Annotated in this window: 27 protein-coding genes; 20 read left to right on the top strand and 7 right to left on the bottom strand. The window is 68.3% G+C overall.

All coding sequences use genetic code 11. From position 1 onward, the window contains the following. Positions 1 to 302: 302 nt before the first annotated feature. Positions 303 to 635 (bottom strand): hypothetical protein, encoded by a 333-nt coding sequence (locus AC1DDO_RS17560; RefSeq protein WP_476868877.1) that lies wholly within the window; start codon positions 633 to 635, stop codon positions 303 to 305. 203 nt (positions 636 to 838) lie between these two features. Between AC1DDO_RS17560 and AC1DDO_RS17555 the strand changes: the two genes are divergently transcribed. The 11 genes from AC1DDO_RS17555 to cycA all read left to right on the top strand — a co-directional run bounded on the left by AC1DDO_RS17555 (position 839) and on the right by cycA (position 7,951). Next, positions 839 to 1,504: an SAM-dependent methyltransferase gene (locus AC1DDO_RS17555; protein WP_476868876.1), complete on the top strand. Its 666-nt coding sequence runs from the start codon at positions 839 to 841 to the stop codon at positions 1,502 to 1,504. Positions 1,505 to 1,636: 132 nt separating this feature from the next. Next, positions 1,637 to 2,173, top strand: a complete 537-nt coding sequence (locus tag AC1DDO_RS17550; RefSeq protein WP_476868875.1) for an Asp23/Gls24 family envelope stress response protein — start codon at positions 1,637 to 1,639, stop codon at positions 2,171 to 2,173. Then, positions 2,170 to 2,361, top strand: a complete 192-nt coding sequence (locus AC1DDO_RS17545) for a hypothetical protein (RefSeq protein WP_476868874.1) — start codon at positions 2,170 to 2,172, stop codon at positions 2,359 to 2,361. Before AC1DDO_RS17550 ends, AC1DDO_RS17545 begins: the two co-directional genes overlap by 4 nt. Then, positions 2,361 to 2,789: a hypothetical protein gene (locus AC1DDO_RS17540; RefSeq protein WP_476868873.1), complete on the top strand. Its 429-nt coding sequence runs from the start codon at positions 2,361 to 2,363 to the stop codon at positions 2,787 to 2,789. The genes AC1DDO_RS17545 and AC1DDO_RS17540 overlap by 1 nt, the downstream gene beginning before the upstream one ends. Then, complete coding sequence (locus tag AC1DDO_RS17535; protein WP_476868872.1) at positions 2,786 to 3,367, top strand: hypothetical protein; 582 nt, start codon at positions 2,786 to 2,788, stop codon at positions 3,365 to 3,367. The genes AC1DDO_RS17540 and AC1DDO_RS17535 overlap by 4 nt, the downstream gene beginning before the upstream one ends. Next, entirely contained in the window at positions 3,364 to 3,969 is a 606-nt protein-coding gene (locus tag AC1DDO_RS17530; protein ID WP_476868871.1) for a hypothetical protein, read from the top strand. Before AC1DDO_RS17535 ends, AC1DDO_RS17530 begins: the two co-directional genes overlap by 4 nt. 58 nt (positions 3,970 to 4,027) lie before the next feature. Beyond that, on the top strand, positions 4,028 to 4,258 hold the full coding sequence (locus AC1DDO_RS17525) for a CsbD family protein (protein ID WP_476868870.1): 231 nt from the start codon (positions 4,028 to 4,030) through the stop codon (positions 4,256 to 4,258). A 216-nt stretch (positions 4,259 to 4,474) separates the two neighbouring features. Then, entirely contained in the window at positions 4,475 to 5,053 is a 579-nt protein-coding gene (locus tag AC1DDO_RS17520) for an RNA polymerase sigma factor (RefSeq protein ID WP_476868869.1), read from the top strand. Then, on the top strand, positions 5,050 to 5,637 hold the full coding sequence (locus tag AC1DDO_RS17515) for an Asp23/Gls24 family envelope stress response protein (protein ID WP_476868868.1): 588 nt from the start codon (positions 5,050 to 5,052) through the stop codon (positions 5,635 to 5,637). Before AC1DDO_RS17520 ends, AC1DDO_RS17515 begins: the two co-directional genes overlap by 4 nt. After that, a complete protein-coding gene (locus tag AC1DDO_RS17510; RefSeq protein WP_476868867.1) occupies positions 5,634 to 6,056 on the top strand; it encodes a hypothetical protein in 423 nt (140 codons plus the stop codon). Before AC1DDO_RS17515 ends, AC1DDO_RS17510 begins: the two co-directional genes overlap by 4 nt. Positions 6,057 to 6,445: 389 nt before the next feature. Beyond that, positions 6,446 to 7,951, top strand: coding sequence for a D-serine/D-alanine/glycine transporter (cycA, locus tag AC1DDO_RS17505; protein WP_476868866.1), 1,506 nt, complete (start codon positions 6,446 to 6,448; stop codon positions 7,949 to 7,951). 84 nt (positions 7,952 to 8,035) lie between these two features. Here cycA and AC1DDO_RS17500 read toward each other — a convergent pair whose 3' ends face one another. Beyond that, on the bottom strand, positions 8,036 to 9,472 hold the full coding sequence (locus AC1DDO_RS17500; protein WP_476868865.1) for an MFS transporter: 1,437 nt from the start codon (positions 9,470 to 9,472) through the stop codon (positions 8,036 to 8,038). A gap of 255 nt (positions 9,473 to 9,727) precedes the next feature. Continuing rightward, entirely contained in the window at positions 9,728 to 10,759 is a 1,032-nt protein-coding gene (locus tag AC1DDO_RS17495) for an Lrp/AsnC family transcriptional regulator (protein ID WP_476868864.1), read from the bottom strand. Between the two features lie 181 nt (positions 10,760 to 10,940). Here AC1DDO_RS17495 and AC1DDO_RS17490 point away from each other — a divergent pair, with 181 nt between their 5' ends. Both AC1DDO_RS17490 and AC1DDO_RS17485 read left to right on the top strand, forming a co-directional pair. Then, positions 10,941 to 12,200, top strand: coding sequence for a M20 metallopeptidase family protein (locus AC1DDO_RS17490; RefSeq protein ID WP_476972413.1), 1,260 nt, complete (start codon positions 10,941 to 10,943; stop codon positions 12,198 to 12,200). A gap of 23 nt (positions 12,201 to 12,223) precedes the next feature. Next, on the top strand, positions 12,224 to 13,513 hold the full coding sequence (locus AC1DDO_RS17485; protein ID WP_476972412.1) for an MFS transporter: 1,290 nt from the start codon (positions 12,224 to 12,226) through the stop codon (positions 13,511 to 13,513). Positions 13,514 to 13,630: 117 nt separating this feature from the next. Here the strand turns inward: AC1DDO_RS17485 and AC1DDO_RS17480 are convergent, their stop codons facing one another. Continuing rightward, the gene (locus AC1DDO_RS17480) at positions 13,631 to 14,893 is read right to left on the bottom strand and encodes an MFS transporter (RefSeq protein WP_476972411.1); all 1,263 of its coding nucleotides are present in this window, start codon (positions 14,891 to 14,893) and stop codon (positions 13,631 to 13,633) included. Between the two features lie 129 nt (positions 14,894 to 15,022). On the opposite strand from AC1DDO_RS17480, the gene trmB reads away from it, so the two are divergent. Both trmB and AC1DDO_RS17470 read left to right on the top strand, forming a co-directional pair. Continuing rightward, on the top strand, positions 15,023 to 15,979 hold the full coding sequence (gene trmB / locus AC1DDO_RS17475) for a tRNA (guanosine(46)-N7)-methyltransferase TrmB (protein WP_476972410.1): 957 nt from the start codon (positions 15,023 to 15,025) through the stop codon (positions 15,977 to 15,979). 103 nt (positions 15,980 to 16,082) lie between these two features. Then, positions 16,083 to 16,889 (top strand): DUF1206 domain-containing protein, encoded by an 807-nt coding sequence (locus tag AC1DDO_RS17470; RefSeq protein WP_476972409.1) that lies wholly within the window; start codon positions 16,083 to 16,085, stop codon positions 16,887 to 16,889. A gap of 12 nt (positions 16,890 to 16,901) precedes the next feature. Here the strand turns inward: AC1DDO_RS17470 and AC1DDO_RS17465 are convergent, their stop codons facing one another. Continuing rightward, positions 16,902 to 17,585, bottom strand: coding sequence for a zf-HC2 domain-containing protein (locus AC1DDO_RS17465; RefSeq protein WP_476972408.1), 684 nt, complete (start codon positions 17,583 to 17,585; stop codon positions 16,902 to 16,904). Continuing rightward, entirely contained in the window at positions 17,582 to 18,082 is a 501-nt protein-coding gene (locus tag AC1DDO_RS17460; RefSeq protein ID WP_476972407.1) for a sigma-70 family RNA polymerase sigma factor, read from the bottom strand. The genes AC1DDO_RS17465 and AC1DDO_RS17460 overlap by 4 nt, the downstream gene beginning before the upstream one ends. Before the next feature lie 234 nt (positions 18,083 to 18,316). Here AC1DDO_RS17460 and AC1DDO_RS17455 point away from each other — a divergent pair, with 234 nt between their 5' ends. Beyond that, entirely contained in the window at positions 18,317 to 18,856 is a 540-nt protein-coding gene (locus AC1DDO_RS17455) for a COG4315 family predicted lipoprotein (RefSeq protein ID WP_476972406.1), read from the top strand. A gap of 133 nt (positions 18,857 to 18,989) precedes the next feature. On the opposite strand, the gene AC1DDO_RS17450 is transcribed toward AC1DDO_RS17455, so the two are convergent. After that, the gene (locus AC1DDO_RS17450; RefSeq protein WP_476972405.1) at positions 18,990 to 19,946 is read right to left on the bottom strand and encodes a DMP19 family protein; all 957 of its coding nucleotides are present in this window, start codon (positions 19,944 to 19,946) and stop codon (positions 18,990 to 18,992) included. 196 nt (positions 19,947 to 20,142) lie between these two features. On the opposite strand from AC1DDO_RS17450, the gene AC1DDO_RS17445 reads away from it, so the two are divergent. The 4 genes from AC1DDO_RS17445 to AC1DDO_RS17430 all read left to right on the top strand — a co-directional run bounded on the left by AC1DDO_RS17445 (position 20,143) and on the right by AC1DDO_RS17430 (position 26,582). Beyond that, the gene (locus AC1DDO_RS17445; protein ID WP_476972404.1) at positions 20,143 to 23,625 is read left to right on the top strand and encodes a DEAD/DEAH box helicase; all 3,483 of its coding nucleotides are present in this window, start codon (positions 20,143 to 20,145) and stop codon (positions 23,623 to 23,625) included. Between the two features lie 357 nt (positions 23,626 to 23,982). Beyond that, a complete protein-coding gene (locus AC1DDO_RS17440; RefSeq protein ID WP_476868854.1) occupies positions 23,983 to 24,573 on the top strand; it encodes a TetR/AcrR family transcriptional regulator in 591 nt (196 codons plus the stop codon). Positions 24,574 to 24,788: 215 nt separating this feature from the next. Next, on the top strand, positions 24,789 to 25,442 hold the full coding sequence (locus tag AC1DDO_RS17435) for a M15 family metallopeptidase (protein WP_476868853.1): 654 nt from the start codon (positions 24,789 to 24,791) through the stop codon (positions 25,440 to 25,442). A gap of 141 nt (positions 25,443 to 25,583) precedes the next feature. Then, positions 25,584 to 26,582, top strand: a complete 999-nt coding sequence (locus AC1DDO_RS17430; RefSeq protein WP_476868852.1) for an AraC-like ligand-binding domain-containing protein — start codon at positions 25,584 to 25,586, stop codon at positions 26,580 to 26,582. The last annotated feature ends 13 nt before the right edge of the window (positions 26,583 to 26,595 follow it).

The raw sequence follows: 26,595 nt of genomic DNA, 5'->3' as shown, positions 1-26,595 counted from the left end.
CCCCGATGCCGGTTGGCTCAAGGGTTCGCCGAAGAAAAGTCAGGTGATCAACCGGGCTGTTGCCAAACTTCAGCAAGCGGCCGCCGGGACCAAATGGAACGCGTTCATCGACGCAGGATGTGCCTCTCACATGAAAAAATCCCACTGCCTGCGTACGGATTCCCGAGGGAATCTGGCAGGGATCCGGTTGGTGGACCGAAGCCGGTAAACCGAATCAAAAGTGGGCATCACTGCACATCAAGTTCCACTAGCCTACCATCCGGCAGGGCCGGGCCCCGTATCCGTGGCCGAAGTCACAGCCCCTAGCCCGCCAGGACAGGGGCTTGGAACAGTGGCATGTGGGAGGGTCCTGAGGGTGTGTGGGAGGAGGGTGTGCGGACGGACGCCTGCGACTGCGACGGCGACGGCGACTTGCCTGCGGGCGGGGCCGCCGCCCGCAGGATCACGAGCGCCTCGGCGTCGATTAGGCGGCGGGTTCCCGTCCTGGCATCCAGGATCCAGAACAGGTCCACGGCCGTGACGGTCTGCGTTACCGTGCCCCGGTGGAAGAGCTTCCCGTTGTGCCAGGCCTCGATCTCGTCCCCCACGTTCAGCTCGGTGGAACTGCGGATGTGCCGTGCTGTGTCAACGTCCATGATCATTGTCCTTCCCCAGCATTCAACCTCATGTGCCCAGCATTCACGACACAGGTTTCGAGAGCGTTTCCGGAGCGTGATTTTCATGTGTCCCCCCTGCCTTCGCAGATTTATTCGACGCATTGCTGCAGGCCAGGGGATGTATTGACCGCCGCCGCGTCCCGGAGGAGCATGGTGGGCGGGCAAGGCGACGAGGAGAAGCCATGACAACACACAGCCACGAGCACGCCGCCGATCAGGTGCCCGGCACTGCGGCGCAGGTGTGGGATGAAAAGTACGGCAGCCGAACCCGGATGTGGAGCGGGGAGCCGAATCCGCAACTCGTCGCCGAGGCCGCGGACCTGCCTCCCGGCGATGCCCTGGACCTGGGGTGCGGCGAGGGCGCGGACGCCATTTGGCTCGCCGCCCGCGGCTGGGCCGTGACCGGCCTGGACGTTTCCGCCGTCGCCCTTGAACGTGCCGCCGCGCACGCCCGGGACCGCGGCCAGGGGGCCACCATCACGTGGGTGCAGCAGGATCTTGCCACGTGGGTCCCGGACCGGTTGTTCGACCTCGTCTCGGCACAGTTCCTGCATTCCACCCAGATGCCGTGGCAGCAGGCGTTGCAGCTCGCCGCCGGCGCGGTGCGGACCGGCGGGACGCTGCTGATCGTCGGCCATCACCCCGACGGGCTGCCGCCGTGGGGCGCGCACCATACTCCGGAGAAGTTCTTCACTGCCGAGGACATAGCCCGGGAACTCCCCCTCGAAGAACCACAGTGGCGGGTCGATGTCCTGGACAGCCGGCACCGCAGCATGGTCGGGCCCGACGGCGGGACGGCGCCCCTCACGGATGCCGTGCTGCGGGCCACGCGCCTGGCCGCCCAGTAGGCCGCCGGGCAAGCGCCAAGGCTGCATGTGATGCAGCTCACCCTGATTTGACCGTGAGGATTTCCGCTCCGGGCCCGTCTTAGTTGAGACAGCGCCACGGAGCGCGTCCTCAACCGATCAGGAGTGATTGCATTGACCACCCAGACTCACACCCCGGCAGACGTCCAGGGCCAGGCCGGACCGGGCACCGCAACAACCCCCGCCAGCAAGACGCCCGCTGCAAAGGCGCCAGCCGCCAAGACGCCAGGCCTTACGCCCCACGCCCTTCCCGCCGGCAACGACGGCCGCGGCGCCACCACGGTCGCAGACGGCGTCGTGGCAAAGATCGCAGGCATCGCGATCCAGGAAATCGATGGAGTGCACGCCCTCGGTGGCGGAGCGGCCCGCGCGCTCGGATCCCTGCGGGACAAGGTCGGCCAGAAGGACCTCACCCAGGGCGTCCACGTGGAAGTCGGACAGACGCAAGTGGCGGTCGACATCACCCTGGTAGTCGAGTACCCGCACCCGCTCCAACAGGTCGCTGACAATGCCCGCGAGGCCGTGTACATGGCCATCGAGAACCTCGTCGGCATGGAAGTGACGGAGGTCAACATCACCATCACCGACATTCACGTGCCTTCCGACGACGAGGACGCCGACGCCGGCCGCCCCGAGCCGAGGGTCGCTTGAGTCCCACCGCGGGCGGGCTGGCCATCGGAGCGGTCCTCGCCGGAGCCGCCCTGGCGTTCGGATTCTGGGGATTCCTGCTCACGGCGCTCTTCATGGGGGCAGGGGCCGCGATGGGCCGCGCCGCCGAGGGCAGGCTGGATCCCGGCGGAGTCCTGGACGCCCTGCGCGGCAAGCGCTCCTCCTCGTGATGCGGGCGGGGCACACCCGGGTCACCCCGGCGGCCCTCCGGCACACGGTTGAAACCATCGCCGCCCGCGCCTTCGGCGTTCCGGGGTCCAACGTCACAGCAGTGCTGGAAGACGATTCGGGCCGGCTCGGCGCAACAGTCAGCGTGCAGTTGGCGCTCCCGTCCCTGCTGGGCCCACGCGAGGACTCGGCCGGCGGCACCGTCTTCGAGCGGTCACGGGCAGCCCGGGAAGACATCATCACCCGCGGCCTGGACCTCACGGGCCGGACGCTGGGCAGGGTGAATATCCGGCTCACCGGGGCAAAGCCGTCCCCCGGCCCCGCCAAGGCGGACGCCCGGGCCGGTCAGGTGAACAGGAACCGGCCGAACAGGAACCCGGCGAACACGAACCAGCCGAGCACGAACCCCGCGGAGAGGAGCGTCACGTGAGACCGGACCGAACCATCGGGCGCCTGGTCCGCAGGGAAACCCATTCGTCCCGGGCCGCCGCGTCCGTCCTGACGGCCGGCGCGCTGGCCGGCCTCTGGCTCTGGCTTGCGCTCGAATCCGTGCTGGCGCTGCTCCAGGAACACCCGCTCCTGGTCAGCCCCGACCACCTTGGCCGTTGGGTCGTCGACGTGCCGGCCAACACGGTCCCCGCGGGGCTGGTAGCCGGTGGAGCCGGACTGGCCATTCTTGGCCTGGTATTGCTCTGGGCCGCAGTGACGCGCGGCCGCCGGCCCCGGCACGCCTTGCACAGCAACCGTAGCGCAGTGGTGGCCGACGACGAGGTCCTCGCCGCGGCCCTGTCCCGGCGGGCGCGCCTCACGGCGGGACTGGCCCCCGGGCAGGTAACCACCACGGTGAGCCGGCGCGCCGTCCGCGTCCAGGTCCGACCGACGTCGGGCGTTCCCGTGGACCGGGACGCGATCGACGCCGCCGTGGGCGACGAACTGGCCGCCTACTCCCTGGACCACCGCATCGCACTGAAAATCCACATCCTGAGGGAAGGAGCGCTGGGGCAATGAATCACACCAACAGGGCGCTGAACCGGATCCTGCTGGCACTGGCCGGGCTCGGGCTGCTCGCAGCCGGCACGGCGACAGCTGCCGCGGGGATCCTGCCCGATGTTGCGGCTGCCTGGGCAGCCACAAGATCCGCGCTCATGGACTGGGCAGGCCGCCTCTTCTCCGCGGCACCCCTCCCGGGCCCGGCCCGCAGCTGGTGGGCCGTGGCCGGAGTCGTCGCGCTGATCCTGGCGGCCGGGCTCAGCATCGCCTGGCTGGCATCACAGGGCGGCGGCCGCACAACGCACGTCGGCCGGGAAGAGGACGGCGGCCGCGGCACCACCGTGATCGAAGCCGGACTCGTCTCGGCCGCCGTCCAACAGGCCCTGGCCGGCAACCGCCAGGTGCTCGGGACATCGGTCTCCGCCTGGCACACGATGGGCGGGACGGGACTGCGGCTGGGGCTTCAGGCCCGACAGGGAGCATCCCCCCGGGAGATCGCGGACACCGCCGACGAACTGGTCCGGGGCATCGACACATTGCTGGGCCATCCACTTCCGGTTCTGGTCCGAATCACCAGTGGCGCCAGGAGCAAGGTGGCGGCACCCGATCGCGCCCGCTGACCCGGGCAGACGCACCGCTATACGGCTTCACGAAGTAGGAAAACGAAAGGGAAACATCATGGGAACCGACGACAAGGCCAACCTCACGGTCATCCACCACATCGGCACAGCCAAAGAAGGTGCCGGAAGGATGACGGGCAATCAGGACCTCCGGCGCGAAGGCCAGCACGAACAGGCGCAGGCGAAACTGCAGGAGGCCGGCGAGCGCGTCAAGGACGCCGCGGCCGACATCGGCGGGAACATCCAGGACGCCGCCCGGAAGCTCAGGGACGGCTTCAGCAAGGAATAGCGTCCGCGCCGGGCTTCGGCCCCGATCCAAGTCCAAGAACTGCGCAACGGAACGGCCCCGCGCCCACGGCGGGGCCGTTCCGGCCGCAGCGACGGGTGCATGCCGGACCGGCGCAGATCAGTGCAGGCCAGATCAGCGCGGATCAGTGCGGGCCGAAAGCCCACGCCAAAAAGCCCACACCAACCCGTGGTGAAAGCAGAGGAAAGCGACGGACACGTGACTGGTTTACCCCCGCCGCCGCATCAACTTGACCTCGTGCCGGACGCCCTGCTGGCCGGACGGGCCGCGGACGGCGACACCGCGGCCTTCGAGGCACTGGCCCGCCGGCACGGCCCCGTCATGCGTGCCTGCGCCCGCCGCCTGACCGGTTCCCTCGCCGACGCGGACGACGTCGTGCAGGAATCGCTGATGCAGGCCTGGAAGCAGCTCAACACCCTGCGGGACGGCGACGCCGTGCGGGGCTGGCTGCTGCGCATTACCGGCAGCCGCAGCATCGACCATCTGCGCAGGCGAAAAACCCATGCGGACCTCGGCGAACTGGACCACAAGGTGCCGGCTGGTGCGGGCACGGACCGCCCCGAAGACGCCGCCGTCAGCGGCTCCCGGATGGACGCCCTCAGGACTGCCCTGGCCGCCCTGCCGGAGGAACAGCGCCGCTGCTGGGTGCTGAAGGCGTTCAATGACCAAAGCTATGAGGAAATCGCGCAAACGTTGAACATCAGCACGGCCAGCGTCCGCGGCCGCCTTGCCCGGGCCCGCATCACGCTCGCCCGCGAAATGGAGGACTGGCGATGACCACCACCGGCGACATGCTCGGCTGCGGGCGCAGCCTGGCAGATCTGGGCGAATACCTCGACACCGGCAGGATCGGCGATCCCGGCCACCTGGCGGACTGTCCCGAATGCCAGTCAGGACTGGCATCCTTGCGCAGCCTCGCGGCCCTGAGCAATGAATTGCTCGACGCCGACACCGCTGCTGCCGGCAGCGGCAGCGACGACTGGATGAAAACCATCCTGGGCAACCTGCGCCTGGAACTGCGGCCGGGGCGGAACATTCCCCTGCGGGCCGACACACCCGGCGACATCCTCACCGAGACGGAGGGTTCCATTGCGGCGCTGATCCGTTCAGTGGCGGATTCCCTTCCGGGCACGGCCGCCGGGAAATGCCGCCTGCACGGGGACGTCACCCAGCCCGGGGCGCCCATCACCGTGGGCGTCGATCTCGCCGTCGTGTACGGGCACCCGATGGAGGAACGCGCCGCCACACTGCGCCGGAAGCTGGCCACAGTCCTGGCGCGGCAGACGGAGCTGAACATCACCGCAATCGATGTCACCATCACCGACGTCCTGGAAGCACGGAACCCGCAGGAGAAACCATGACCGAGCCATTGCCTCCCCTGGACGGCGTCACCGGGCAAGACCCGGCCGGGCCGACCGCCGAACTCCCCGCCGGACTCCCCGCCGGACTGGCCGTCGAACTGCAAGTGGTCATCCAGGCCGTCGACGGCGTAACGGCGGTCTATCCGGCAGGCCCGCTGTGGCAGACAATCGCGGGCGCGGCACGGTCGGCCGTGACGGGAGAGCCGGAACCGCCGGTTGACGTTTCCGCCACCGGCGCCGCCGTAGCGGTCAGGACGCGCATCGGGGTGAGCGGGGCGCACCCGTCGCCGGACGTGGCCCGGGCCGTTGCCGCGGCGGTGCGGCAGCATCTGGGCCACCACCGGGTGACGGTCCAGGTCGGCATCGCCCAGATAGGCCACGAGGAGCCCCGGTCCGCCTTCAGCGCGCAAAAAATGTGACAAAAGACAGCGGACGACAACTGAAGCTAAGATGGTCGACAGTTGTCGAACAGGCCCGTGCGCGGGTGGTTCGCGGAGAAGGCGGCGCAGGCGGCCGCACCGGACTGCCGTGCCGGCGTCGAATTTTCCCTTGAGCCCGCGATAGATGCGGGTTCCGGAGCCGCTTCCGCACCGTGCGGAATCACCATGCCACCGGCAGAACCACGGCACATCACCGGACGGCCGGCCCACCTGCACGGACCACGGCGACAACAGGGGCCGCGAAATATCGGCCCTAATCTGGATCTACCCGCTAAAACTGTTACCTCCGTCACACCCTGACGGACCTGCGCGGCCCGCACTGCGGAACCCCCGCCCGCTGCGACCGCCCGTGACAAGGAAGAAGCCTCATGTCTGAACGCACCACCTCGGCCGCTCCGGCCATTGCAGAATCTGACACTGCCGCCTCCACCAACAGTGACTCCGGCGCCGGGAGCCGCGAACCGCACCTCGCCCGCGCCCTCGGCAACCGCCACATCCAATTGCTGGCCATCGGCGGTGCTATTGGCACCGGCCTGTTCATGGGCTCCGGCAAGACCATCTCGCTCGCCGGCCCGTCCGTCATCTTCGTTTACATGATCATCGGCTTCATGCTGTTCTTCGTGATGCGGGCGATGGGCGAGATCCTGCTCTCCAACCTGAACTACAAGTCCTTCAGCGACTTCGCCGGCGACCTGCTCGGCCCCTGGGCCGGGTTCTTCACCGGCTGGTCCTACTGGTTCTTCTGGGTAGTCACCGGCGTGGCGGACATCGTCGCCATCTCCGGCTACGTTGACAAGCTGGCACCCGGCACGCCCCTGTGGATCCCGGCGCTGCTCACGCCCGTGGTGCTGATCCTCCTGAACCTCCCCACCGTGAAGGCGTTCGGTGAGGCAGAGTTCTGGTTTGCCATCATCAAGGTGGTGGCCATCGTGGCCCTGATCATCACCGGCGCGGTCATGATCGCCACCCACTTCACGTCCCCGAGCGGCGCGGAAGCGAACCTTGCCAACATGTGGAACGACGGCGGCATGTTCCCGCACGGCATGTTCGGCTTCATCCTGGGCTTCCAGATCGCCATCTTCGCCTTCGCCGGCATCGAACTGGTGGGCACCGCCGCCGCCGAAACCAAGGACCCGGAGAAGAACCTGCCGCGTGCCATCAACTCCATCCCGGTGCGCGTCCTGCTCTTCTACGTCGGCGCCCTGGTGGTCATCATGGCGGTCAACCCATGGCGCACCATCGATCCCGCAAGCAGCCCGTTCATCGGCATGTTCACCCTGGCCGGGCTGGGGATCGCCGCAGTGGTCATCAACCTTGTAGTCCTGACCTCCGCCGCCTCCAGCGCCAACTCCGGAATCTACTCAACCTCCCGGATGATCTACGGCCTGGCTCAGGACGGGAACGCGCCCAAGGCGTTCGGCAAGCTCAGCGTCCGCAAGGTGCCGCAGAACGCCCTGCTGTTCTCCTGCATCTTCCTGCTGGCCGGACTTGTCCTGCTCTACTCCGGCGATTCCGTGATCGGCGCGTTCACGATCGTGACCTCCGTGGCCTCCGTGCTGACCATGTTCGTGTGGTCCATGATCCTGATCAGCTACATCGTCTTCCGCCGCCGCCGGCCGGACCTGCACGAGGCTTCGGCCTTCAAGATGCCCGGCTCGGCCTTCATGCCGTACGTCGTGCTCGCGTTCTTCGTCTTCATGCTGGTGGCGCTGGCGCAGGCCGATGACACCCGCCTGGCGCTCGTGGTGGCACCGGTGTGGTTCCTGCTGCTGGGCGCGGCCTGGCACTTCAACCGGAAGACCCCGCTGCAGCAGGCCCGGATTGTCGAATGGAAGGCCGTCCGCTCTGAGGAGGAAGCCCGCGCGGCTGTTTGATCCTCAAGCGTGACGCGCAGGAGCCCCGGCCGGACTTTCCGGCCGGGGCTCCTGCAGTTCGGGGCTTCTATGCGTCACGGGCCGCTAGGCGGGCTTCCTGAGGGCCGGGACGACAGCGACGCGCGGCGCGACGGCCACGGCGGCGACCCCGATCGCCGCCGTCAGCGCAAAGACCCCTGCAAAGGGTGCCGACGGCGTCGCCGTCGCGAACGCGGCGAACACGATCCCCGTGCCGGCCAGGGCCAGGGCGCCGCCGAGCGAGTCCGAAATGGACATCGCCGAACTGTTGAAGCCCTCGGTGTCCCGGGTGGAAAGGGCCAGAGTCATGACGCTCAGCCGCGGATACATCAGGCCCATCCCGCCGCCGGCGAAGATCCATCCCGCGATCGCGACGGCGGCCGGCCAGGCCAAGACCGTTGTCACGAGGGCCAGGACGATGGCGCCGAGGACCAGGGCCGAGCCGATCCGCACAGCCCTGCGGTGCTCCAGGCGGTTGCCCAGCCTGCCCTGGATGGCCGACGCCGCCGCCCAGGCGATGGCGCCGCCGGTGAGCGTGAGGCCCGCAAAGGTCGGGGCGAAGGCGTAGCGCTCGACCAGCAGGTACGGCAGGTAGACCTCCGCCCCGAAGAACGCCGCGGACGCGAGCCCCCGGGTGAGGATCACGCTGGGCAGGCCGCGCCGGGCGGTCAGGGTTCCGCGGGGCATGAGCGGACGCACGGCCAGGACCGAGACGGCGACGGCGGCCGCCGCCAGCACGCCCCCGGCGCCCGGCACCGTGGCGGACAGGTTCAGGCCCAGCACCGCGAGCGCTGCCAGCGCCGCCAGCGCCAACTTGGCGAGGCCGCCCGGACCGCGGCCGACGGCGGGCTCCGCGCTTGCCCGCGGCTCCCCGGCGTCGTCCGGGCTGCCATTCAAGCCCCGCAGGGCCGGGGCCGTCAGGAGCAGGGCCGGAACCACGAGTCCCACGACGCCCAGAAACACCCACTGCCAGCCGGCCAGTTCCGCCACGGCGCCCGCCGCGAACGGGCCCACGAGGGACGGGATGACCCAGGCCGCGGAGAAGGCGGCGAAGATTTTCGGGTGCAGCACCTGCGGGTAGACCCGCGCGATGACGACATACAGGGCCACCGTCAGCCCGCCTCCGCCGAGGCCCTGCACCAGCCGTCCGGATACCAGAACCGGCATGGTTCCGGCGGTACCGGCGATCAGCAGGCCGAGCACGAACATGCCCACGGCGGCCAGGAGGGGCGCCACGGGGCCTTTGCGGTCCGACCAGCTACCGGCCGCCACCATGCCGATCACCCCGGTGGCGAGCGGCCCGGCGAAGGCCAAGGCATACAGGCCCGCGCCATCGAGTTCCCGGCTGACGAGCGGCATGATGGTGGTCACCGCCAGGGACTCGAATGCCGCCAGGAACACCAGCGCGCACGCGCCGAGCGTCACCAGCAGGTAGCTGCGGTGGAAGATTCCGGCCGATTCGGGGACGGCTCTTTGGCGGGCGGGCGGGTCAGTTCGGGGCACGAGCGGGGCCTGATCAGTAATGAGGGACGCAGCCCAGGAATCCTCAACTCAACGATGAGGCCAAGGCAGGTCCGGGCGGGCGGGGACCAGTGGCGCGGCTCCTGGCCTGGCCACCCGGAGGATGAAGCAGGTGAAGGGCGCCTAGGGGAAGCATGCCACAGCTTTGAAAGCCGGGCACGCCGCGGGCTGCTCGTCAGCAGTGGACGTGAGGTGGTCAGTCCGTGGAGGTCAGTCGGTCGCGGTTAGCCGTCGAGGTCAGACCATCGCATCGAGCCCCTGGGCCGGAACCACGACGGCGCCGCTCGCCCGTGAGTCCGGGTTCAGCATCCAGCCCACGCGTTTCACGGTGCTCAGCATGACTACGCTTTCCACGAGGACGATCCCGGGCACTTTCTGCTGCAGCGCCAGTTCAATGCTCATGACGTCCGCCAGGGACTGCAGCCACATGATGATCACGAAGTTCGTGGGCCCCGTGGTGGAAGCGCTGAGCCGCACGTTCCGCATGGTCCTCAATTCGGCCGCGGCTGCCTCGTGCCGCCCGGCCGGGACGTTGACGAACCATTGGCAGGTCACGGGGAAGGCCGAGAACTTCTGGGCCACCTCGCACCGGAATGACAGGATGCCGCTGGCGAGCACCCGGTTGAGCTGCCGCTGGACCGTGGCAGGGTGCCTGCCCAGCCCCCGGGCAATGTCCGCCGCCGTGGCCCGCCCATCCCTGGCCAGGAACGGCAGGAGCGCCAGATGGCTCTTCGGCAACGCGTCCCGGGCGGCAGCCGGGGCAACCCCGGTTGCCTCGGGGCCGGCCAGTGCCCGCACGGCGGCCTGCTGGGCCCGGCTCAACACATTGAGCCGCCAGGAGCCGCCGCTCGCGTGCAGCCGGGTGCACAGCGCGGTCTGATATTTGAGCAGGCCGTCGATCTCCTTGAGCCGCGAGACGACCTTCAGGCTGAAGTCGTCCAGGGAGGGCGTGATGACGGTCAGCATGAGGTCCCGGTTGCTGGCGGCCTCCTCCACAGTGACGATTTCCGGCATCCCGGCGAGCCTGGCGGTGACTTCCTCGCGCCGGTTCATTTCGCAGTCCACAGCCACGAACGCCAGGCACATCTGATGGGGGTCGCCGATCAGGTGGGCGGTGATCCAGGAAACGCCGGAGGCCAGCAACCGTTCCCACCGGGCGGCGAGGGTGGTGGCGTGGACGCCCAACACCTGGGCCGCGTCCGCCCAGCTCAGGCGCGGCGCAATCTGCAGGACATTGATCAGGGCGAGGTCGTCCTCGCTGAGTTCCATCACTTTTCCCTTCGTTAATGCATGAAACCTGCAACAGCAGTCCCTTTTTGCATTTTTTCAGGGCTTCGGCCGCATGTGAATCATGTCACTTCAGAATAGACGCAGTAAGTCCCCGCGCGGACCGAACAAAGCCAGTCAGCCAGGCCACATCACCAACCACGCGACAAACGAGGAGCAACACGTGCCGATCACCGAAGACGCCCGGGAAATGCAGGCGGACCTCGCCCGGTTCCGCCATGAACTGCACCGGGAGCCCGAGATCGGCCTGAGCCTGCCCCGCACCCAGGAGAAGGTGCTCAAAGCCCTGGACGGTCTGCCCTATGAGATCAACCTGGGCAAGGACACCACCTCGGTCACCGCGGTTTTGCGCGGCCAGGCATCCGGGTCCGGCGCCGGCTCCCGCCCGGCCGTGCTGCTGCGCGCGGACATGGACGGCCTGCCGGTGCAGGAAAAAACAGGCGTGGACTACACGTCCAGGATCGACGGCGCCATGCACGCCTGCGGCCATGACCTGCACACGTCCATGCTGGCAGGGGCCGCCACCCTCCTGGCCGAACGCCGGCACAACCTGGCCGGCGACGTCGTCCTGATGTTCCAGCCCGGCGAAGAAGGCTTCGACGGTGCCAGCCACATGATCCGCGAGGGCGTGCTGGATGCCGCCGGCCGGCGCGTGGACGCCGCCTACGGCATGCACGTATTTTCCGCCCTGGAGCCGCACGGGACGTTCTGCACCAAACCCGGCGTCATGCTCAGCTCATCCGACGGCCTCATGGTCACCGTGCTTGGTGCCGGCGGCCACGGTTCGGCCCCCCATTCGGCCAAGGATCCCGTGACAGTGGCCGCGGAAATGGTCACCGCCCTCCAGGTCATGGTCACCCGCCAGTTCAACATGTTCGATCCCGTGGTCCTCTCCGTGGGGGTCCTCCAGGCCGGCACCAAGCGAAACATCATCCCTGAAACGGCACGCATCGAGGCGACCATCAGGACCTTCTCCGAGGAATCCCGGCAGAAAATGATGGACGCCGTGCCGCGCCTGCTGAAGGGAATCGCGGCGGCGCACGGCCTCGACGTCGACGTCGACTACCAGCAGGAGTATCCGCTCACCATCACCGACGAGGACGAAACGCACACCGCGGAGACCGTCATTGAGGGCCTGTTCGGCGATTCCCGGCTCTCCCGCTGGGCCACGCCGCTCAGCGGCTCCGAGGATTTCTCGCGGGTTCTCGCCGAGGTCCCCGGCACGTTCATCGGGCTGAGCGCCGTCCCCCGGGGCTCCGACCACGCCACGTCCGCGTTCAACCACTCCCCGTACGCCACGTTCGACGACGGCGTGCTGGCCGACGGCGCCGCGCTCTACGCGGAGCTCGCCATTTCGAGGCTGGCTGCGCTGGCGGCGGCCGACGCTCCCGTATCCGCCACCGCCGCCTCCACCCTTTCCTAGCCCACCCCCTGAGGGAGAAGACCATGACTGCAATTGCAAGCACCCAACTGGCGCCCCGGACATCAACCCGCAAGACAATCATCGGCACCGGCATTGGAAACGCCGTCGAATGGTACGACTGGGCCATCTACGCCACCTTCACGCCGTTCATCGCCAGCCAGCTTTTCAGCAAGTCGGATCCGGCGTCCGCGGTGCTGTCCACCCTGGCGATTTTCGCCGTCGGCTTCGTTGCCCGTCCTTTCGGCGGCTTCCTGTTCGGGTGGATCGGTGACCGGATCGGCCGCAAGGCCTCCATGACCCTGGCCGTGGGGCTCGCGTCGGTGGGCAGCCTGATGATCGGCATCGCGCCGACCTTCGCGGCGGTGGGTGTATGGGCATCGCTCACGCTCCTGGTGGCGCGCCTGGTCCAGGGCCTGGCGCATGGCGGTGAGCTGCCGTCGTCGCAGACCTACCTGTCCGAAATGGCACCGAAGGAACACCGCGGCTTCTGGGCCACCCTGATCTACACCTCCGGCACCGTGGGAATCCTGTTCGGGACCCTGCTGGGCGCCGTCCTGAACATGGCGCTGAGCACCGAGGTCATGAACGCGTGGGGCTGGCGCATCCCGTTCCTGATCGGCGCGGCCATGGGACTCTACGCGCTGATCATGCGGTCCCGGCTGCACGAAACGGACGTCTTCGAGGGCGAGGCCACTGCCGAAAAGCGCGCCCCGATCTGGCCCCAGATCGTGCGCCACCGCAAGCAGGCCCTGCAGGTGATCGGCCTGACCGTGGGCCTGACGGTGATCTACTACATCTGGGGTGTCGTCGCCCCCAGCTACGCCACCACCGCCCTGAAGATCGACCGTGGGGAGGCCCTGTGGGCCGGGGTGATCGGCAACATCGTGTTCATCGCGGCGCTGCCGTTCTGGGGCAAACTCTCCGACCGGATCGGACGCAAGAAGGTGCTGTGGGCCGGCGCGATCGGCGCAGGGGTCATGCACTTTCCGATGACCTGGCTGCTGAAGGACGCCGCGTGGCAGCTGGCCGTCAGCATGTCCGTGATGCTCATCTTCATCGCGGCCAGCGCGGCGATCGTCCCGGCCGTCTACGCCGAGCTGTTCCCCACGAGCATCCGCACGGTGGGCGTCGGCGTCCCCTACTCCATCTGCGTAGCGGTGTTCGGCGGAACCGCGCCCTACCTGCAGCAGTGGCTCGGCACTACCGTGCAAATGCCGCAGCTGTTCAACGTGTACGCCGTGATTCTCCTGGCCATCTCCGCGGTCTTCGTCTTCACCATCCCGGAAACGAAGGGCAAGGACCTCACCCTCTGATCCCGTCCTGCCCGGCCCTGCGGTCCCGCGGTCCCGCGGTCCCGGTTGAGCTATCAGTTGTAGCTGTCATGGAGGGCTCCAGACAGCTACAACTGGTAGCTCATCGCAGTTAAGGCGTCAGCCGCCGACGTAGCGGTTCCGGCCGGCCCGGTACCCGAACACGGCGGCGAGCGAGCCCACCACCAGGAACAGCACCCCCGCCGCGGCGAAGGACCCGGTGGACTGGTGTAACTGGCCGACCAGGAGCGTGCCGCTGGAGCCCAGTCCGTAGCCCACGCCCTGCATCATCCCGGAGAGGTGGGCCGCGGTGTGCCCGTCGCGGGTGCGGACCATGATCAGGGTCAGTGCCGCGGCCGTCAGGCTCCCCTGGCCCAGGCCGAGCAGCCCGGTCCACAGCCAGAGCAAATCGGCGGGCCCAAAGATGCTCAGCGCGAAGCCTCCGCCGGTCATGAGGGCCACCACCGTGTTGATGGCGCGCTGGTCCCGGAACCGTGTGGCCAGGGCCGGCGCGAACAGCGAGCCCAGCATCTGCAGCACAATCGAGGCCGAGACGATCAGGCCGGCCGTGCCGCCGTCCACGCCGCGTTCGCGCAGGATCGGGGCCAGCCAGGCGAAGACGCTGAAGGACATCATGGCCTGCAGCGCCATGAAGGCCGTCACCTGCCACGCCACGGCGGAACGCCAGACATTGACGCTGCCGCCCGCCGGGGCCGGGCCGCCGGGACGGGCCCGGAGCGCTGACGGCAGGAACAGCAGAAGCACGACGCCGGCCGGCAGCGCCCAGAACCAGAGCGCCGCGCTCCACTCCCCGGTCGCGCGGAAGACCGGGAACGTGAAGCCAGCACCGAGGGCGGCCGAGGCGCAGATTGCCGTGGTGTAGAGGCCGCCCATGAGGCCCAGACGGTGGGGGAAGTCGCGCTTGACGACACCGGGCAGCAGCACGTTGCACAATGAAATCGCCGCGCCGCAGGCGGCGGTTCCCGCGAGCAGGGCCGGAAGATGGCCGGCCGCCGGCAGCTCCACGGGCCGCAGCAGCAGCCCGGCAGTAAGCACCGCCATGGCGCCGAGCAGCACCCGCTCGGCCCCGAACCGGCGGGCAAGCCCAGGGGCGAGCAGGGCGAACACGCCCAGCAGCGTCACGGGCACCGTGGTGAGCACCATGACCGCCCAGGCCGGAAGCCCGGCGTCGGCCGTCACCTCGGGCAGTACCGCAGCGAAACTCGAAAAGACGGTGCGGAGGTTCAGCCCGATGAGGACCAGGCAGACGCCCAGGTACGCGAGCGTGCGCCGGCCGGCGGCGCGCGGCGCTCCGGCGGGGTCGTTCCGGACAGGGAGGCTTGCCAGGTGTTCCTGCTGGTCAGTTTTTCCTGCTGGGCTCATCCGCCCTATTCTTGCAGTCGCTCATGCTGCCGCCCGCCCCCGCGGTCTCCCCGCCGGACCGCCGCGGTCTCCCGCCTCCGGATGGTTGCGGGGCGGGCCGGCCCCGCAGACTCAACTATTCTGGAAGGGATGAGCGAATCCCCAGAATCCCCCGGCACGCCGGCAACCCCGGAGTCCGGCGCCCCGGAAGAGACACAACTGCCGCGCCCCGTGACCCCCGGCAGCCAGGCCTCGTTCGGCACGTACGGGGGCCGTCCGGTGAGCTTCGTGCGCCGCGGCACGCGGTTGCAGGGCCGCCGCCAGGCAGCCTGGGAGGAGCACTCCGACCGCTGGGCCGTTGAGGTCCCCCGCCACGTCGCCAACACCTCCGTGCACCCGGACTTCGTCTTCGACGCGGAAGCCGAATTCGGCCGGACGGCGCCGCTGATTGTGGAGATCGGCTCCGGGCTGGGCGACGCCGTGTGCCACGCGGCGGAGGAAAACCCGGACAGGGATTTCCTGGCCGTGGAGGTCTACACCCCGGGCCTGGCCAACACGCTGATCAAGATCAACAGCCGCAAACTGAGCAACGTCCGCGTGGTGGAGGCGAACGCCCCCGAGGTGCTCGCGACCATGCTGCCGGCTGGCTCCGTCACCGAACTGTGGGTGTTCTTCCCGGACCCGTGGCACAAGTCCCGGCACCACAAACGCCGCCTCATTCAGCCGGCCTTCGCCGATCTTGCGGCCCGGGCCCTCAAGCCCGGCGGCACCTTCCGGATCGCGACCGACTGGTCCAACTACGCCGTCCACGTCCGCGAAGTCATGGCCGGGTCCGCGGATTTCGAGAACCTGCATGAGGGCGAGCGCGCCGGCGCGGAGAGCCCCCTGACCCAGGTGTGGGAATCCGGCGTCGAGTCCCTCGTGGGCGGAGCGCCCGTCAAGGAGGGCCGGGCACCGGTCAGCACCGAACACACCGGGCCCAACGAAGGCGTGGACGGGACCGGCGGCTGGGCGCCGCGGTTTGAGGGCCGGATCCTGACCAGCTTCGAGAACAAGGCACACGAAGCCGGGCGCCTGATCTTCGACCTCAGCTACCGCAGAATCTAGGCGCCCCCGGTACACGGGGATCTGTTCCTGAACGGCTTCGCGTGACACCATTGCGGAACGAACCGCGCTGGGTAGCACTAAGGACACGATCATCAAAGATGAAATGAAGGACGTCGCCGACGTCGCCGAGGACGTCACGAATTCGAAGCCCCTCGAAGTGGTGGCACGGGCCGGCTTCGCCGTGTCCGGGCTGCTGCACTTCCTCATCGGGCTGGTCGCGATCCGGCTTGCCTTGGGCGGCCAAGGCCAGGCCGACGTCAGCGGCGCGGTGCAACAGCTCGCCGCCCAGCCGGCCGGGCCGTTGCTGCTCTGGACCTCGTTTGCCGCCTGCGTAGCGCTGGCCATCTGGCAGACGTCCGACGCGATCTTCGACTTCGAGCACCTGCCGACCCAGAAAAAGGTCGCCAAGAAGCTCAAGGCAGCCGTCCAAGCCGTGGTGTACGCCCTGTTCGCCCTGACGCTCGCGTCGGTCGCCACTGGGGCCGGCTCCGACAACCGCGAGTCAACCAGGGATTTGACAATCAACCTCATGAAGGCACCGGGCGGCGTTGCGCTCCTGGTGGTCATCGGCGCCGCGATAGCAGTCACGGGGATCGTCTACGCGATCCGCGGCTTCAAGAAGTCATTCATCAAGTACCTGCGCATGCCGTCCCAGCCGCAGGCGCGCACCGCGGTGACGGTCACCGGCGTGGTGGGCTACGTCGCCAAAGGCTTCGCCCTGCTGCTGGTGGGCCTGCTCATCATCATCGCCACCGTGAAGGCACACCCCGAAGAGTCAACCGGACTCGACGGCAGCCTGAAGGCCCTGCGCGAGCAGCCGTTCGGCGTGTACTTGCTGGCCGCCGTCGGTGTCGGCCTGATCTGCTACGGCATCTACATGGCCATGCGGGCCAAGCTCGCGAAGATGTAGGCCCCGCGGACGCTACCCCTGCGGGACGGCAATGACTGCCACGGTCTGCTGCTGCTCGTCGCGCATCTCCACACTGGCGATCCTGGCCAGCTGCACCGGCGTCGCCCCGGTGATCCGGACCCTGCCGGTGGGTGTCGCAGTCCACGCGCAGGCGCGGTCCTCGCCGCCGTCGCGGTCCTTGACCCACAGCGAGAGGGTCCCGGCGACGGGCAGGCTCCGGCCGTCCACCGCCAGCTCGGTGCCCCAGGTTTTCTTCACGAGGCCCACCGAGACCTGCAGCCCGCTGCTGGCCGCCACGGAATAGCTCGCGTCCGGTTTCGGGGGCTGGCTCAGCAAGGGTCCGACCATGATTCCGGCCCCCAGGCACGCGGCTGCCGCGGCGGCTACCGCCGCCGTCCAGCGCCGCCGCACCTTCCGGCGGCGGGCGGCGATCTCATCCAGGAGCCGGCGCGGGACGGGGACCGGTTCCGGCGGAACAAGCGCCCTCTCCCGGGCGGCCGCGGCCGCCACGGTGAGTGCGACCGCGTCGGGCACCGGGATGGCGTCGAGCAGGGCGGGGAGGCTCGCGAGGTCGTCCAGCTCCTGCCGGCATTCTGCACACACGGCCAGGTGCCGTTCGAAGGTTTCGGCCTCGTCCCGCTCGAGCCCGCCGAGCAGGTACGCGCCGAGGAGCTGATGCAGGTCGCTGTCGTTCACCGCTGCACCCCCATCTCGTCGAGGATGGTCCGAAGGGCCCTCACGGCGTAGAACGCCCGGGACTTCACCGTGCCGCTGGGGATCTTCAATTGGGCGGATGCCTCCTGGACTGTGTAGCGGCGGTAATGGAGCGCTACGAGGACTTCGCGGTGTTCCGCGCTGAGCCGCAGCAGCGCCTCCTCCATCAGGACCTTGTTGAGCAGTTCATCGATCCGCCCGGCGCCGTCGGGGGTGTCCGGGACATCGCGTTCGCCGGCTTCCTGGGGCCGCCGCTGGGCCTTGCGGTAGTTGTCGATCATGATGTTGCGCGCCGTCCTGAACAGGTAGCTTCGCAGGCTTCCGGTGATCTGCGGTGCCTGCTGCCAGACCCGCAGCACGGTTTCCTGGACGACGTCATCGGCGAGCTGGGGATCGCGGGAGGCGCTGAGGACGAAACGCTTCAAGGCCGTCCCGTGGTCGCGGTAGATGGCAGCCACGACTTCTTCGTCCAGCGGCATTTCCCACCTCCTGCGGGTTTTTGTCCTCCGAGCTGATTTCCTGCGCCTCTCCGCCTGTAAGACGTACGGGCGGCCCCAATAGTTCAGTGTGCCGCAGGAGCGCCCAGACATAAACGGCGAAGGAATATAAGGCGGAGGCATAAACGGCACTGGCGTGAACCATTCCGCGCTCCACGGCGTCCTATCAGGTAGCGCCGGCCTCCGAGTTGGGCTGGCTCGAGTCTAGGAGCAGCAATGAAGAAGCACCTCAGCATTGGCTTGTCCGCGTTTGCCCTGGCCGCGCTACTGTCCGGCTGCGGTGGCGGTGCGACCACGACGACGCCGACATCGGCGGCGCCGGCCACCTCCGCCGCCTCTTCTATGCCTGCAGAGTCGTCCGCCGCCGCATCCAGTTCCGCGCCGGCGTCCGCTGCCGAGCTCACGGTGGCCCAGTCCAAGTACGGACAGATCGTGGTGGGCGGCCAAGGACTGAGCGTCTATTACTTCACCAAGAACACGAAGGACTCCGGGACCAGTGCCTGCACCGCCGGGTGCCTGACGTCGTGGCCCGCGGTCACTTCGACGACGGCGACCCCCACCGTTGAGGGCGTCACCGGCAAGATCGGAACCATTCCGACGGCTGACGGAAAGATGCAGATCACCATCAACGGGATGCCGATCTACTACTTCGCCAAGGACGCGGCCGCGGGGGACACCAACGGCCAGGGCGTCGGCGGAGTCTGGTACCTTGTGGCACCCTCCGGAGAGATGATCACCGCGCCGCCGGTTCCGTAGGCTCCTCCAGGGCCGGCGGCCCGCCCCTTCCGGCTGGCCAGGCCAGGCCTGCCGGGTCCGGCGTACGGCCGGCGCCTGCTCTTTGGGGGGAGGCGCCGGCCGTACCGGGGAACGTGGCTTAAGCGCCGGCTTCTTAGGCGCCGGCCTCTGCGAAGTCCGCCTCTTCAAATTCCGCCTCTTCAAATTCGACGGCGGCGAGGATCTCCTGGGTGCGCGGGTTCAGCATGAAGGCCTCCTCGTCGTCTTCCAGCATGAGGAATTCGCCCTGTTCGGTGGTGAAGTGCCACGCCAGGGTGGTTTCCCCGTTGTGCTCATGGTTGGGATCACCCATGGTGATCCGCTCCAGGGTGTGGCCCGCGATGTCGCACAGCTCCCGGATGATCTGTTCGAACTCCGGCGCGTCCAGGAGGGCTTCCTCCGCGGCGGCCGCCTGGCGCTCCGCGAGGTCTGGAACCCGGGCCACCCGACCGGCAATGTGGGCGTCGAGGTCGTCCTCGGCAAGGACCAGCAGGTCCTCCTGGCCGCGCAGCCAGGCGGCGTTCAGGGCCGCGATGTCCTCGGTTTCCAGGAGCGACTCGAATTCCCCGTCCAGTTCTTCGATGCGCCGGACGGCGTCGGAAACCCCGTCCCCCGGAGCGTCTTCGGCTGTGTCGTCTTCAGTTGTGTCGTCTTCGGTTGTGTCGTCGCCGTCGGCGGCCCAGCCACTGCCGCCGTCGAGGTAGGTGTCGACGTCGGTGTCGGTGAGGGCGCCGAAGGCGGCCACGGTGCGGTTGAAGAGGTCCAGGTGCGCGTCGGCACCCATGGCCGCCAGGCCTTCCCGGACGTAGGGATCGACATCCTCGCGTTCGGGGACCGTGAAGACGTACTGCGCGAAGCCGCCGGCCAGCGCCTGCGTCAGGTAGAAGTCCACGTAGTAGCTGCGCAGGGCGGTCGGGGAGATCTCGTCCGCTTCGAGCAATTCCTCGAACATGGCGTTGACCACGTTGACGTTTGCGTCGACAACGTCCTCGTTTCCGCCTTTGAGGCTCTCCGTGGTCAGCACTGTGGGGTAGCTGGGGGCGGACTGGATGGTGGGCTCGCCGTTGGTCATTCGGAATCCTTACTGCTGGCACTGCTGATACTCCGGACCTCTCCACGGTAGGTCGGTCTTCACGGCGGGCAGCCGAGCCCCAGTTGAACGTCAGGCGAAGTTTGGGCGGCGGTTCCGCGGGTACCGGCGAAGTTCCGGGTCCCGCGAAGCCTCGGTAAGATGGGTCAGATGACCACCTGCCGAAAGTAGCGCGCACATGCCATCCCATCCGGACGAGAGTGCGGCACTGGCAATACAGACTCCCGCGATTAACGACCGCTCCCTCGCGGCCGGGCTGGCCTACGCCATGGGGAGCCGTGTTTCCGGCATGTCCTTCGACGCCGCCACGGGCCTGCTGCTGGGGAAGGTGCGCGGCGGATCCGAAGTGCCGTACTCCACGACGGCGAAGCTTGTCCGGAAGCCCAGTGGCTGGAGCTGCACGGTGGGCGTCTGCAGCTGCCCCGTCCGCAAGGACTGCAAGCACGTCGCGGCCCTGCTGTTCGCCGCCGAAGACAACCCGGCGACCCGCATGCAACTGTTGGCCCCTGCCGAGGCCACGCGGCTGTCGCGCCAGAGCGCGCCGCCGGAAATGGCCGACTGGGAGCAGGCGCTGAGCCCCCTGATCGCCCGGCCGGGAATCGCGCCGTCCGCCAACGGCACCCCGCTGGCGCTGCAGTTCGACGTCGAGGAACCCGCCCCGCACTTTTCCTACACGGGCCGCCGAGATCCGCTCCGGAGTGTCCGGCAGCTCAAGGCACGCCCCGTGATCATGGGGGCCAAGGGCAAGTGGATCCGCGGCGATGTCTCCTGGAGCACGCTGAGCTACCTGAACTACCGGCGCGAATGCAACGAGGCCCACGTGGAATGGATGCAGGAATTCCTCGCCTCCCACACCGCCGTGGCGAACCGCCAGCACTCGGGCACCGGACTGTGGCTGGGACTGAACACCTACGCCGGCAAGAACCTGTGGAGCCTGCTGTCCCAGGCCCAGAAGATCGGCGTCGCCCTGGTGCACAGCCGCGGCGCCGAGCCGGTGCGGTTCGTCGAGCAGCCTGCCGCCGTCGGACTGAACCTGGCGCGGTTCGGCACAGGCGGGGAGGACGGCGGGCTCGCGCTCGCGCCGACCATCACGATCGAAGGCGAAGTGGTGGATCCGGCGACGGTCGGGACCATCGGCCGCCCGGCACACGGAATCTTCCTGGCCACCGACGGCGACGCCCTGCCCGGCGTCGCCCCCGCCGACCCCGTCATCACCCTGGCCCCGCTGGAAAGCGGGCTCAGCGAGGAACTGCTGACTTTCGTCACCGGCGGAACCACCCTGCACATCCCTGCACGGGACGAAAGCCGCTTCCTGACCGGTTTTTACCCCAAGCTCAAGCAGACCGCCCGGGTGACGGCCTCCGACGAATCCGTGGAACTGCCCTCGCTGGCCGTGCCCACCCTGTCCCTGCTGGCCAACTACGGTGCGGACCACCGGGTCAGGCTGCACTGGGAATGGCACTACACGTCCGGGAACCTCGTCACGGCCCAGCCGCTGTGGCGGCACCCCGGCGACCACGGCTACCGGGACGACCCCGCCGAGGCCCGGATCCTCGAGGGCGTGGGGCAGCCCTGGGACGTGGTGCCCGCGCTGGGCGAATCCGCGACCGGCGGCTGGGGAACGCCGCGCCTTGCCGCCACGGCAGAACTGGCCGGGCTGGACACCCTGGCGTTCACCGAGGACGTGCTGCCCCGGCTCCGGGACCTCCCCGACGTCTCCGTGGATACCTCCGGCGAGATTGCGGACTACCGCGAGGCCGAAGAGGCGCCGGTGGTGGCGATCTCCACGAAGGCGACGGACAGCCGTGACTGGTTCGATCTTGGCATCGTGATCACTCTGGAGGGCCAGCCGGTCTCCTTCGCCGCCCTGTTTTCCGCCCTCGCCGCCGGCCAGACCCGGATGCTGCTGCCCAGCGGGGCGTACTTCTCCCTGGACCTGCCCGAACTGCACCAGCTCCGGGCCCTGATCGACGAGGCGCGTTCCCTGCAGGACAACCCCGGAGACAAGGACGCTCCCCTGCAGATCAGCCGCTTCCAGGCCGGACTGTGGGACGAGCTCGCGCACCTGGGCATCGTGGACGAACAGGCCGCCGCCTGGCGCGAATCCGTGGGCGGCCTGCTGGAAGGCGGCATCAAGGGCCTCCCCCTGCCTGCGACACTGAACGCCGAGCTGCGCCCGTACCAGCTGGAGGGCTTCAACTGGCTGAGCTTCCTGTACCGCCACGGCCTCGGCGGCGTGCTGGCCGACGACATGGGCCTGGGCAAGACGGTGCAGGCCCTGGCGCTGATCTGCGCCGCGAAAGACGCCGCCGCCGCCGTCGTTTCCGCCGATTCAACCGCGGACTTAACACCGGACTCAACTTCCGATTCAACCGCGGACACAACTCCGGACCCAACGCCGGAGGCGCCCGCTGCCCGGACCGCGCCGTTCCTTGTCGTTGCCCCCACCAGCGTGGTGGGCAACTGGGAGGCGGAGACCGCACGGTTCGCCCCGGGGCTGAGCGTGCGCGCCATCGGCGAAACCTTCGCCAAGAGCGGCTCGGACCCGTCCGAGGCGATGGCCGGCGCGGATATCATCATCACCTCCTACGCCCTGTTCCGGATCGACTACGAGGCCTATGCCGCCCAGGCCTGGGCCGGCCTGGTCCTGGACGAGGCGCAGTTCGTCAAGAACCACCAGTCCAAGGCCTACCAGTGCGCCCGCAAACTGCCGGCCGGCTTCAAGCTCGCCATCACGGGCACCCCGCTGGAAAACAACCTGATGGAGTTCTGGGCCCTGACCTCGATCGTGGCCCCCGGACTCTTTTCCAGCCCCAAACGGTTCGCCGAGTATTACCAGAAGCCGGTGGAGAAGAACGGGGACAGGGGGCAGCTGGATAAGCTCCGGCGGCGGGTCCGGCCCCTCATGATGCGGCGCACCAAGGAGCAGGTCATCAAGGACCTGCCGCCCAAGCAGGAGCAGATCCTGGAAGTCGTGCTGAATCCGCGGCACCAGAAGGTCTACCAGACGCACCTGCAGCGGGAGCGGCAAAAGATCCTGGGCCTGATTGAGGACGTCAACAAGAACCGGTTCACCATCTTCCAGTCGCTGACCCTGCTCCGGCAGCTCAGCCTGGATCCCTCGCTGATCGACCCCTCCCTGTCCGGGGTGCGCTCCAGCAAGCTCGACGTCCTGTTCGAGCAGCTCGCGGACCTCGTGGCCGAAGGCCACCGGGCCCTGATCTTCAGCCAGTTCACCGGCTTCCTGGGCAAGGTCCGGGAGCGGCTCGTCGAAGAAAACATCGAGTTCTGCTACCTCGACGGCGGCACGCGCAACCGCACCGACGTCGTGAACGAGTTCAAGAACGGCGCCGCCCCGGTGTTCCTGATCAGCCTCAAGGCCGGCGGCTTCGGCCTGAACCTGACTGAGGCCGACTACGTGTTCCTGCTGGACCCGTGGTGGAACCCCGCGTCCGAGGCCCAGGCCGTGGACCGCACACACAGGATCGGCCAGGCCCGGAACGTCATGGTCTACCGGCTCGTCGCCAAGGACACGATCGAGGAAAAGGTCATGGCGCTCAAGGCGAAGAAATCCCAGCTCTTCGCCGACGTCATGGAAGGCGACGCGTTGACCGGCGGGGCGTTGACGGCCGAGGACCTGGCGGGGCTGTTCAACGACTGACCCGCCTCAGCTGCGGTGGCCGCGTGTTGGCCGCACTTTTACCTTGGATTGCCCTCATTCGGCCGGGTGGGGCCGTGCCCGGAGCCGGGCCAAGAGCGTCGCGGCGAGCAGCGCCGTCGTCATTTCCGGCGCGATGACCGCCAGCAGCACCCCGGTCATCGCCAGCGCGCGGCCATGACCTGGCGAAGGGCGCCGGCCCGGCCGCGGCGCCAGATGTGCCCGGCGCACGGCAGGCACACCGCCACGGCCTCCGTTCGGGGACCCTGGCGGGTCGGAACTTTATTTTCTATAGTTGCAGAGAATACGGAAATGTAAGCTGTGCCACGGAGTCCGACGCAAGAAAAATTGGGGAGCCCGGTGCCAAAGATTGTCGACCACGACCAGCGGCGGCTTGAACTCGTCGACGCGACATGGCGGACCATCGCCCGGCTCGGCATCGAAAGCGCCACCATGCGGGAGATTGCCCTGGAGGCCGGCTTCGCGAACGGGGCCCTCAAGCCCTACTTCCCCACGAAGGATGACCTCCTGACGTTCGCGTTCGGGCACGTCTTCAACCGCACCAACGAACGGATCGCGGAGGTCACCGCAGGGCAGTCCGGACTTACAGCCCTGAGGTCGTTCTGCATCGAGGTGCTGCCCCTGGATGAGGAGCGGATCAACGAGGCCCGGATTGTCATTCCCTTTTGGCAAAAAGCCATCAATGATCCCGGCAAGGCCCGGATCCACCGGGACTCGATGGAGCAATGGCTTGCGGAGATATGCCAGCACCTTGCCGAGGCGCGGCAATCCGGCGCCTTCACCACAGCCGTCGCCGATTCCGTACTGGCCGGGCAGCTGCTCAACTTCCTCCTCGGCGCGCAGATCGCAGCGGCCCTGGCTCCCGAAGGCCAGATGGAGCTCGGCCTGAAAGGGCAGCTGGAGGGATTCCTGGCCCTGCTGGAAAGCTAGGCGGGCCGACCGACGGAAGCCGGCCCCTTCCCTGCGCGCGGGTGCCGCGCGGATGAGTCTCGCGTGAGCGTACCGTCCGGCGGCACCCGCTCGACTGCCCTCTCCGCCGGCTCTTGACCGCGACCCTCTCGACGGCGCACCTGCAGACGGGTACTGTTCCCCCATCTTGTTCCGGACACTTCTTGGGGGCAATCATGCTTAGAAGAATCAGCAGGATGACAGGTGCCGTGGCGGGTCTGGTGCTTTCGCTCGGCATGATCGCACCGCCGGTGACGGCAGTGGCCTCGGCGGGTTACGACCTCGACACGGCCTCCAGCCTTCAGGTGGTAGTCAACAAGCACCGGCAGCTGAACCCGACCGGGTACGTGCCGGGGTCGCTGGTCGCAGTCCAGGGGGAACGTTTGCGCGCGCAGGCCGCGGACGCCTACAAGCAGTTTGCCAGAGCCGCCAAGTCGGCCGGCGTGAATATCCTGCCAATCAGTGGCTACCGCTCGTTCAGCCAGCAGGCCAGCCTTTACGACAGCTACGTCCGCCAGTACGGACAGGCGACGGCGGACACGCTTGCCGCCAGGCCCGGCTACAGTGAACACCAGACCGGCCTGGCCATGGACATCGGCAATGCCAGCGGAACCTGCGCCCTGCAGGCCTGCTTCGCAAATACCCCCGCGGGGAAGTGGGCGGCCACGCACGGCTGGGAGTACGGGTTCATCATCCGATATCCGGCCGGCGCCGAGGGCACTACCGGCTACACCTACGAGCCATGGCATATGCGTTATGTCGGACGGGCCGTCGCCCAGGACATGAAAGACACCGGCATTGCCGCCCTGGAGGATTACTTCGGACTGGAAAAGGCACCCGATTATCTTTGATGACCGGAGATCTTTTTTCGCCGAACGTCGAAAAAAGATGACAGCTGCGCGCCGCGCCGCTACCCTGAAAGGACTGTGTCCCACGACACAGTTCCCGGAAACGGTGCAGTCCCTTCACCTCCGACGGCGTCAGGATCTTCGATGACCGCAGTTGCAGTCCGCCCAACCCACAGTGCCGCCAGCGACGCCATTGCCGCCATCGCCGCCGGACAGGACGTCCACACCAGCACAGCGGCCTCGTTTGAGCACTGGAGGCACCTCGTCGCGGAGTCCTTCGTTCCGCTGGCTGCCTCGTGCGCCGATGCGGACCATTTCCGTGGCCGCATGCGGGCCCGCAAGCTGGACCGGGTGGCGATCGTCGAAGTCTCGTCGACAAGCCATGAAGTGCACCGCACGCCGGCGCTGATCGCCCAGTCCAACCAGCGCTATTTCAAGCTCAATCTCCAGCTCCAGGGCACCGGTCTCCTCATCCAGGACAACCGCGAGGCCGTCCTGCGCCCGGGCGACCTCTCCATCTACGACACCAGCCGCCCGTACACGCTTGCCTTCGAGGAGGACGCCCGGCTCATGGTGGTGATGTTCCCCTGGGACGCCCTGTCCCTGCCGCCGGACTGCATCGCCCAGCTCTCGGCCGTGCGGATGGCCGCCGACGGCGGCCTCGCCGCGATCGTCGGGCCTTTCATCGCCCATCTTGCCGAGAACCTGGACGCGCTGGGCGGCCCGAGCGGGTCCCGCCTGGCCACGAATGCCCTCGATCTCGTCTCCACGATGCTGCATTCGGAGCTGGACATGTCCGCGGACCGGATGCGGCCGCAGGCCCTCCTGGCGGCCTCTGTCCGCGAGTACATCGACGCCCACCTGGCCGATCCGCTGCTCTCGCCAGCCTCCATCGCGGCGGCCCATTTCATCTCCACCAGGCACCTGCACAACGTCTTCCACGAGTCCGGGACCACCGTGGCGAGCTGGATCCGGACCCAGCGGCTGGAAGGGGCCCGACGCGAGCTGCGGGATCCGCTCCTGGCCGGGATGCCGGTGGGGGCCGTGGCCGGGCGCTGGGGCTTCCTGGATGCCGCCCACTTCAGCCGGTCCTTCCGCGATGCCTTCGGCGAATCCCCCAGCGACTGGCGCCGCGGCGCCTGAGCAGGACCTTCGT

This window comes from Arthrobacter sp. 10N43, from assembly GCF_056394525.1.
The sequence above is the reverse complement of the archived record's forward strand: the minus strand, read 5'-3'. Positions and strand labels throughout refer to the sequence as shown.

Excerpts from the sequence above, each read along its gene's own strand:
- AC1DDO_RS17555 (WP_476868876.1), top strand. The coding sequence starts at position 839 with ATGACAACACACAGCCACGAGCACGCCGCCGATCAGGTGCCCGGCACT.
- AC1DDO_RS17445 (WP_476972404.1), top strand. The coding sequence starts at position 20,143 with ATGCCATCCCATCCGGACGAGAGTGCGGCACTGGCAATACAGACTCCC.
- AC1DDO_RS17510 (WP_476868867.1), top strand. The coding sequence starts at position 5,634 with ATGACCGAGCCATTGCCTCCCCTGGACGGCGTCACCGGGCAAGACCCG.
- AC1DDO_RS17525 (WP_476868870.1), top strand. The coding sequence starts at position 4,028 with ATGGGAACCGACGACAAGGCCAACCTCACGGTCATCCACCACATCGGC.
- AC1DDO_RS17515 (WP_476868868.1), top strand. The coding sequence starts at position 5,050 with ATGACCACCACCGGCGACATGCTCGGCTGCGGGCGCAGCCTGGCAGAT.
- AC1DDO_RS17430 (WP_476868852.1), top strand. The coding sequence starts at position 25,584 with ATGACCGCAGTTGCAGTCCGCCCAACCCACAGTGCCGCCAGCGACGCC.
- AC1DDO_RS17540 (WP_476868873.1), top strand. The coding sequence starts at position 2,361 with ATGCGGGCGGGGCACACCCGGGTCACCCCGGCGGCCCTCCGGCACACG.
- AC1DDO_RS17560 (WP_476868877.1), bottom strand. The coding sequence starts at position 635 with ATGGACGTTGACACAGCACGGCACATCCGCAGTTCCACCGAGCTGAAC.
- AC1DDO_RS17485 (WP_476972412.1), top strand. The coding sequence starts at position 12,224 with ATGACTGCAATTGCAAGCACCCAACTGGCGCCCCGGACATCAACCCGC.
- AC1DDO_RS17455 (WP_476972406.1), top strand. The coding sequence starts at position 18,317 with ATGAAGAAGCACCTCAGCATTGGCTTGTCCGCGTTTGCCCTGGCCGCG.
- AC1DDO_RS17530 (WP_476868871.1), top strand. The coding sequence starts at position 3,364 with ATGAATCACACCAACAGGGCGCTGAACCGGATCCTGCTGGCACTGGCC.
- AC1DDO_RS17470 (WP_476972409.1), top strand. The coding sequence starts at position 16,083 with ATGAAGGACGTCGCCGACGTCGCCGAGGACGTCACGAATTCGAAGCCC.
- trmB (WP_476972410.1), top strand. The coding sequence starts at position 15,023 with ATGAGCGAATCCCCAGAATCCCCCGGCACGCCGGCAACCCCGGAGTCC.
- AC1DDO_RS17435 (WP_476868853.1), top strand. The coding sequence starts at position 24,789 with ATGACAGGTGCCGTGGCGGGTCTGGTGCTTTCGCTCGGCATGATCGCA.
- AC1DDO_RS17450 (WP_476972405.1), bottom strand. The coding sequence starts at position 19,946 with ATGACCAACGGCGAGCCCACCATCCAGTCCGCCCCCAGCTACCCCACA.
- cycA (WP_476868866.1), top strand. The coding sequence starts at position 6,446 with ATGTCTGAACGCACCACCTCGGCCGCTCCGGCCATTGCAGAATCTGAC.
- AC1DDO_RS17480 (WP_476972411.1), bottom strand. The coding sequence starts at position 14,893 with ATGAGCCCAGCAGGAAAAACTGACCAGCAGGAACACCTGGCAAGCCTC.
- AC1DDO_RS17460 (WP_476972407.1), bottom strand. The coding sequence starts at position 18,082 with ATGCCGCTGGACGAAGAAGTCGTGGCTGCCATCTACCGCGACCACGGG.
- AC1DDO_RS17495 (WP_476868864.1), bottom strand. The coding sequence starts at position 10,759 with ATGGAACTCAGCGAGGACGACCTCGCCCTGATCAATGTCCTGCAGATT.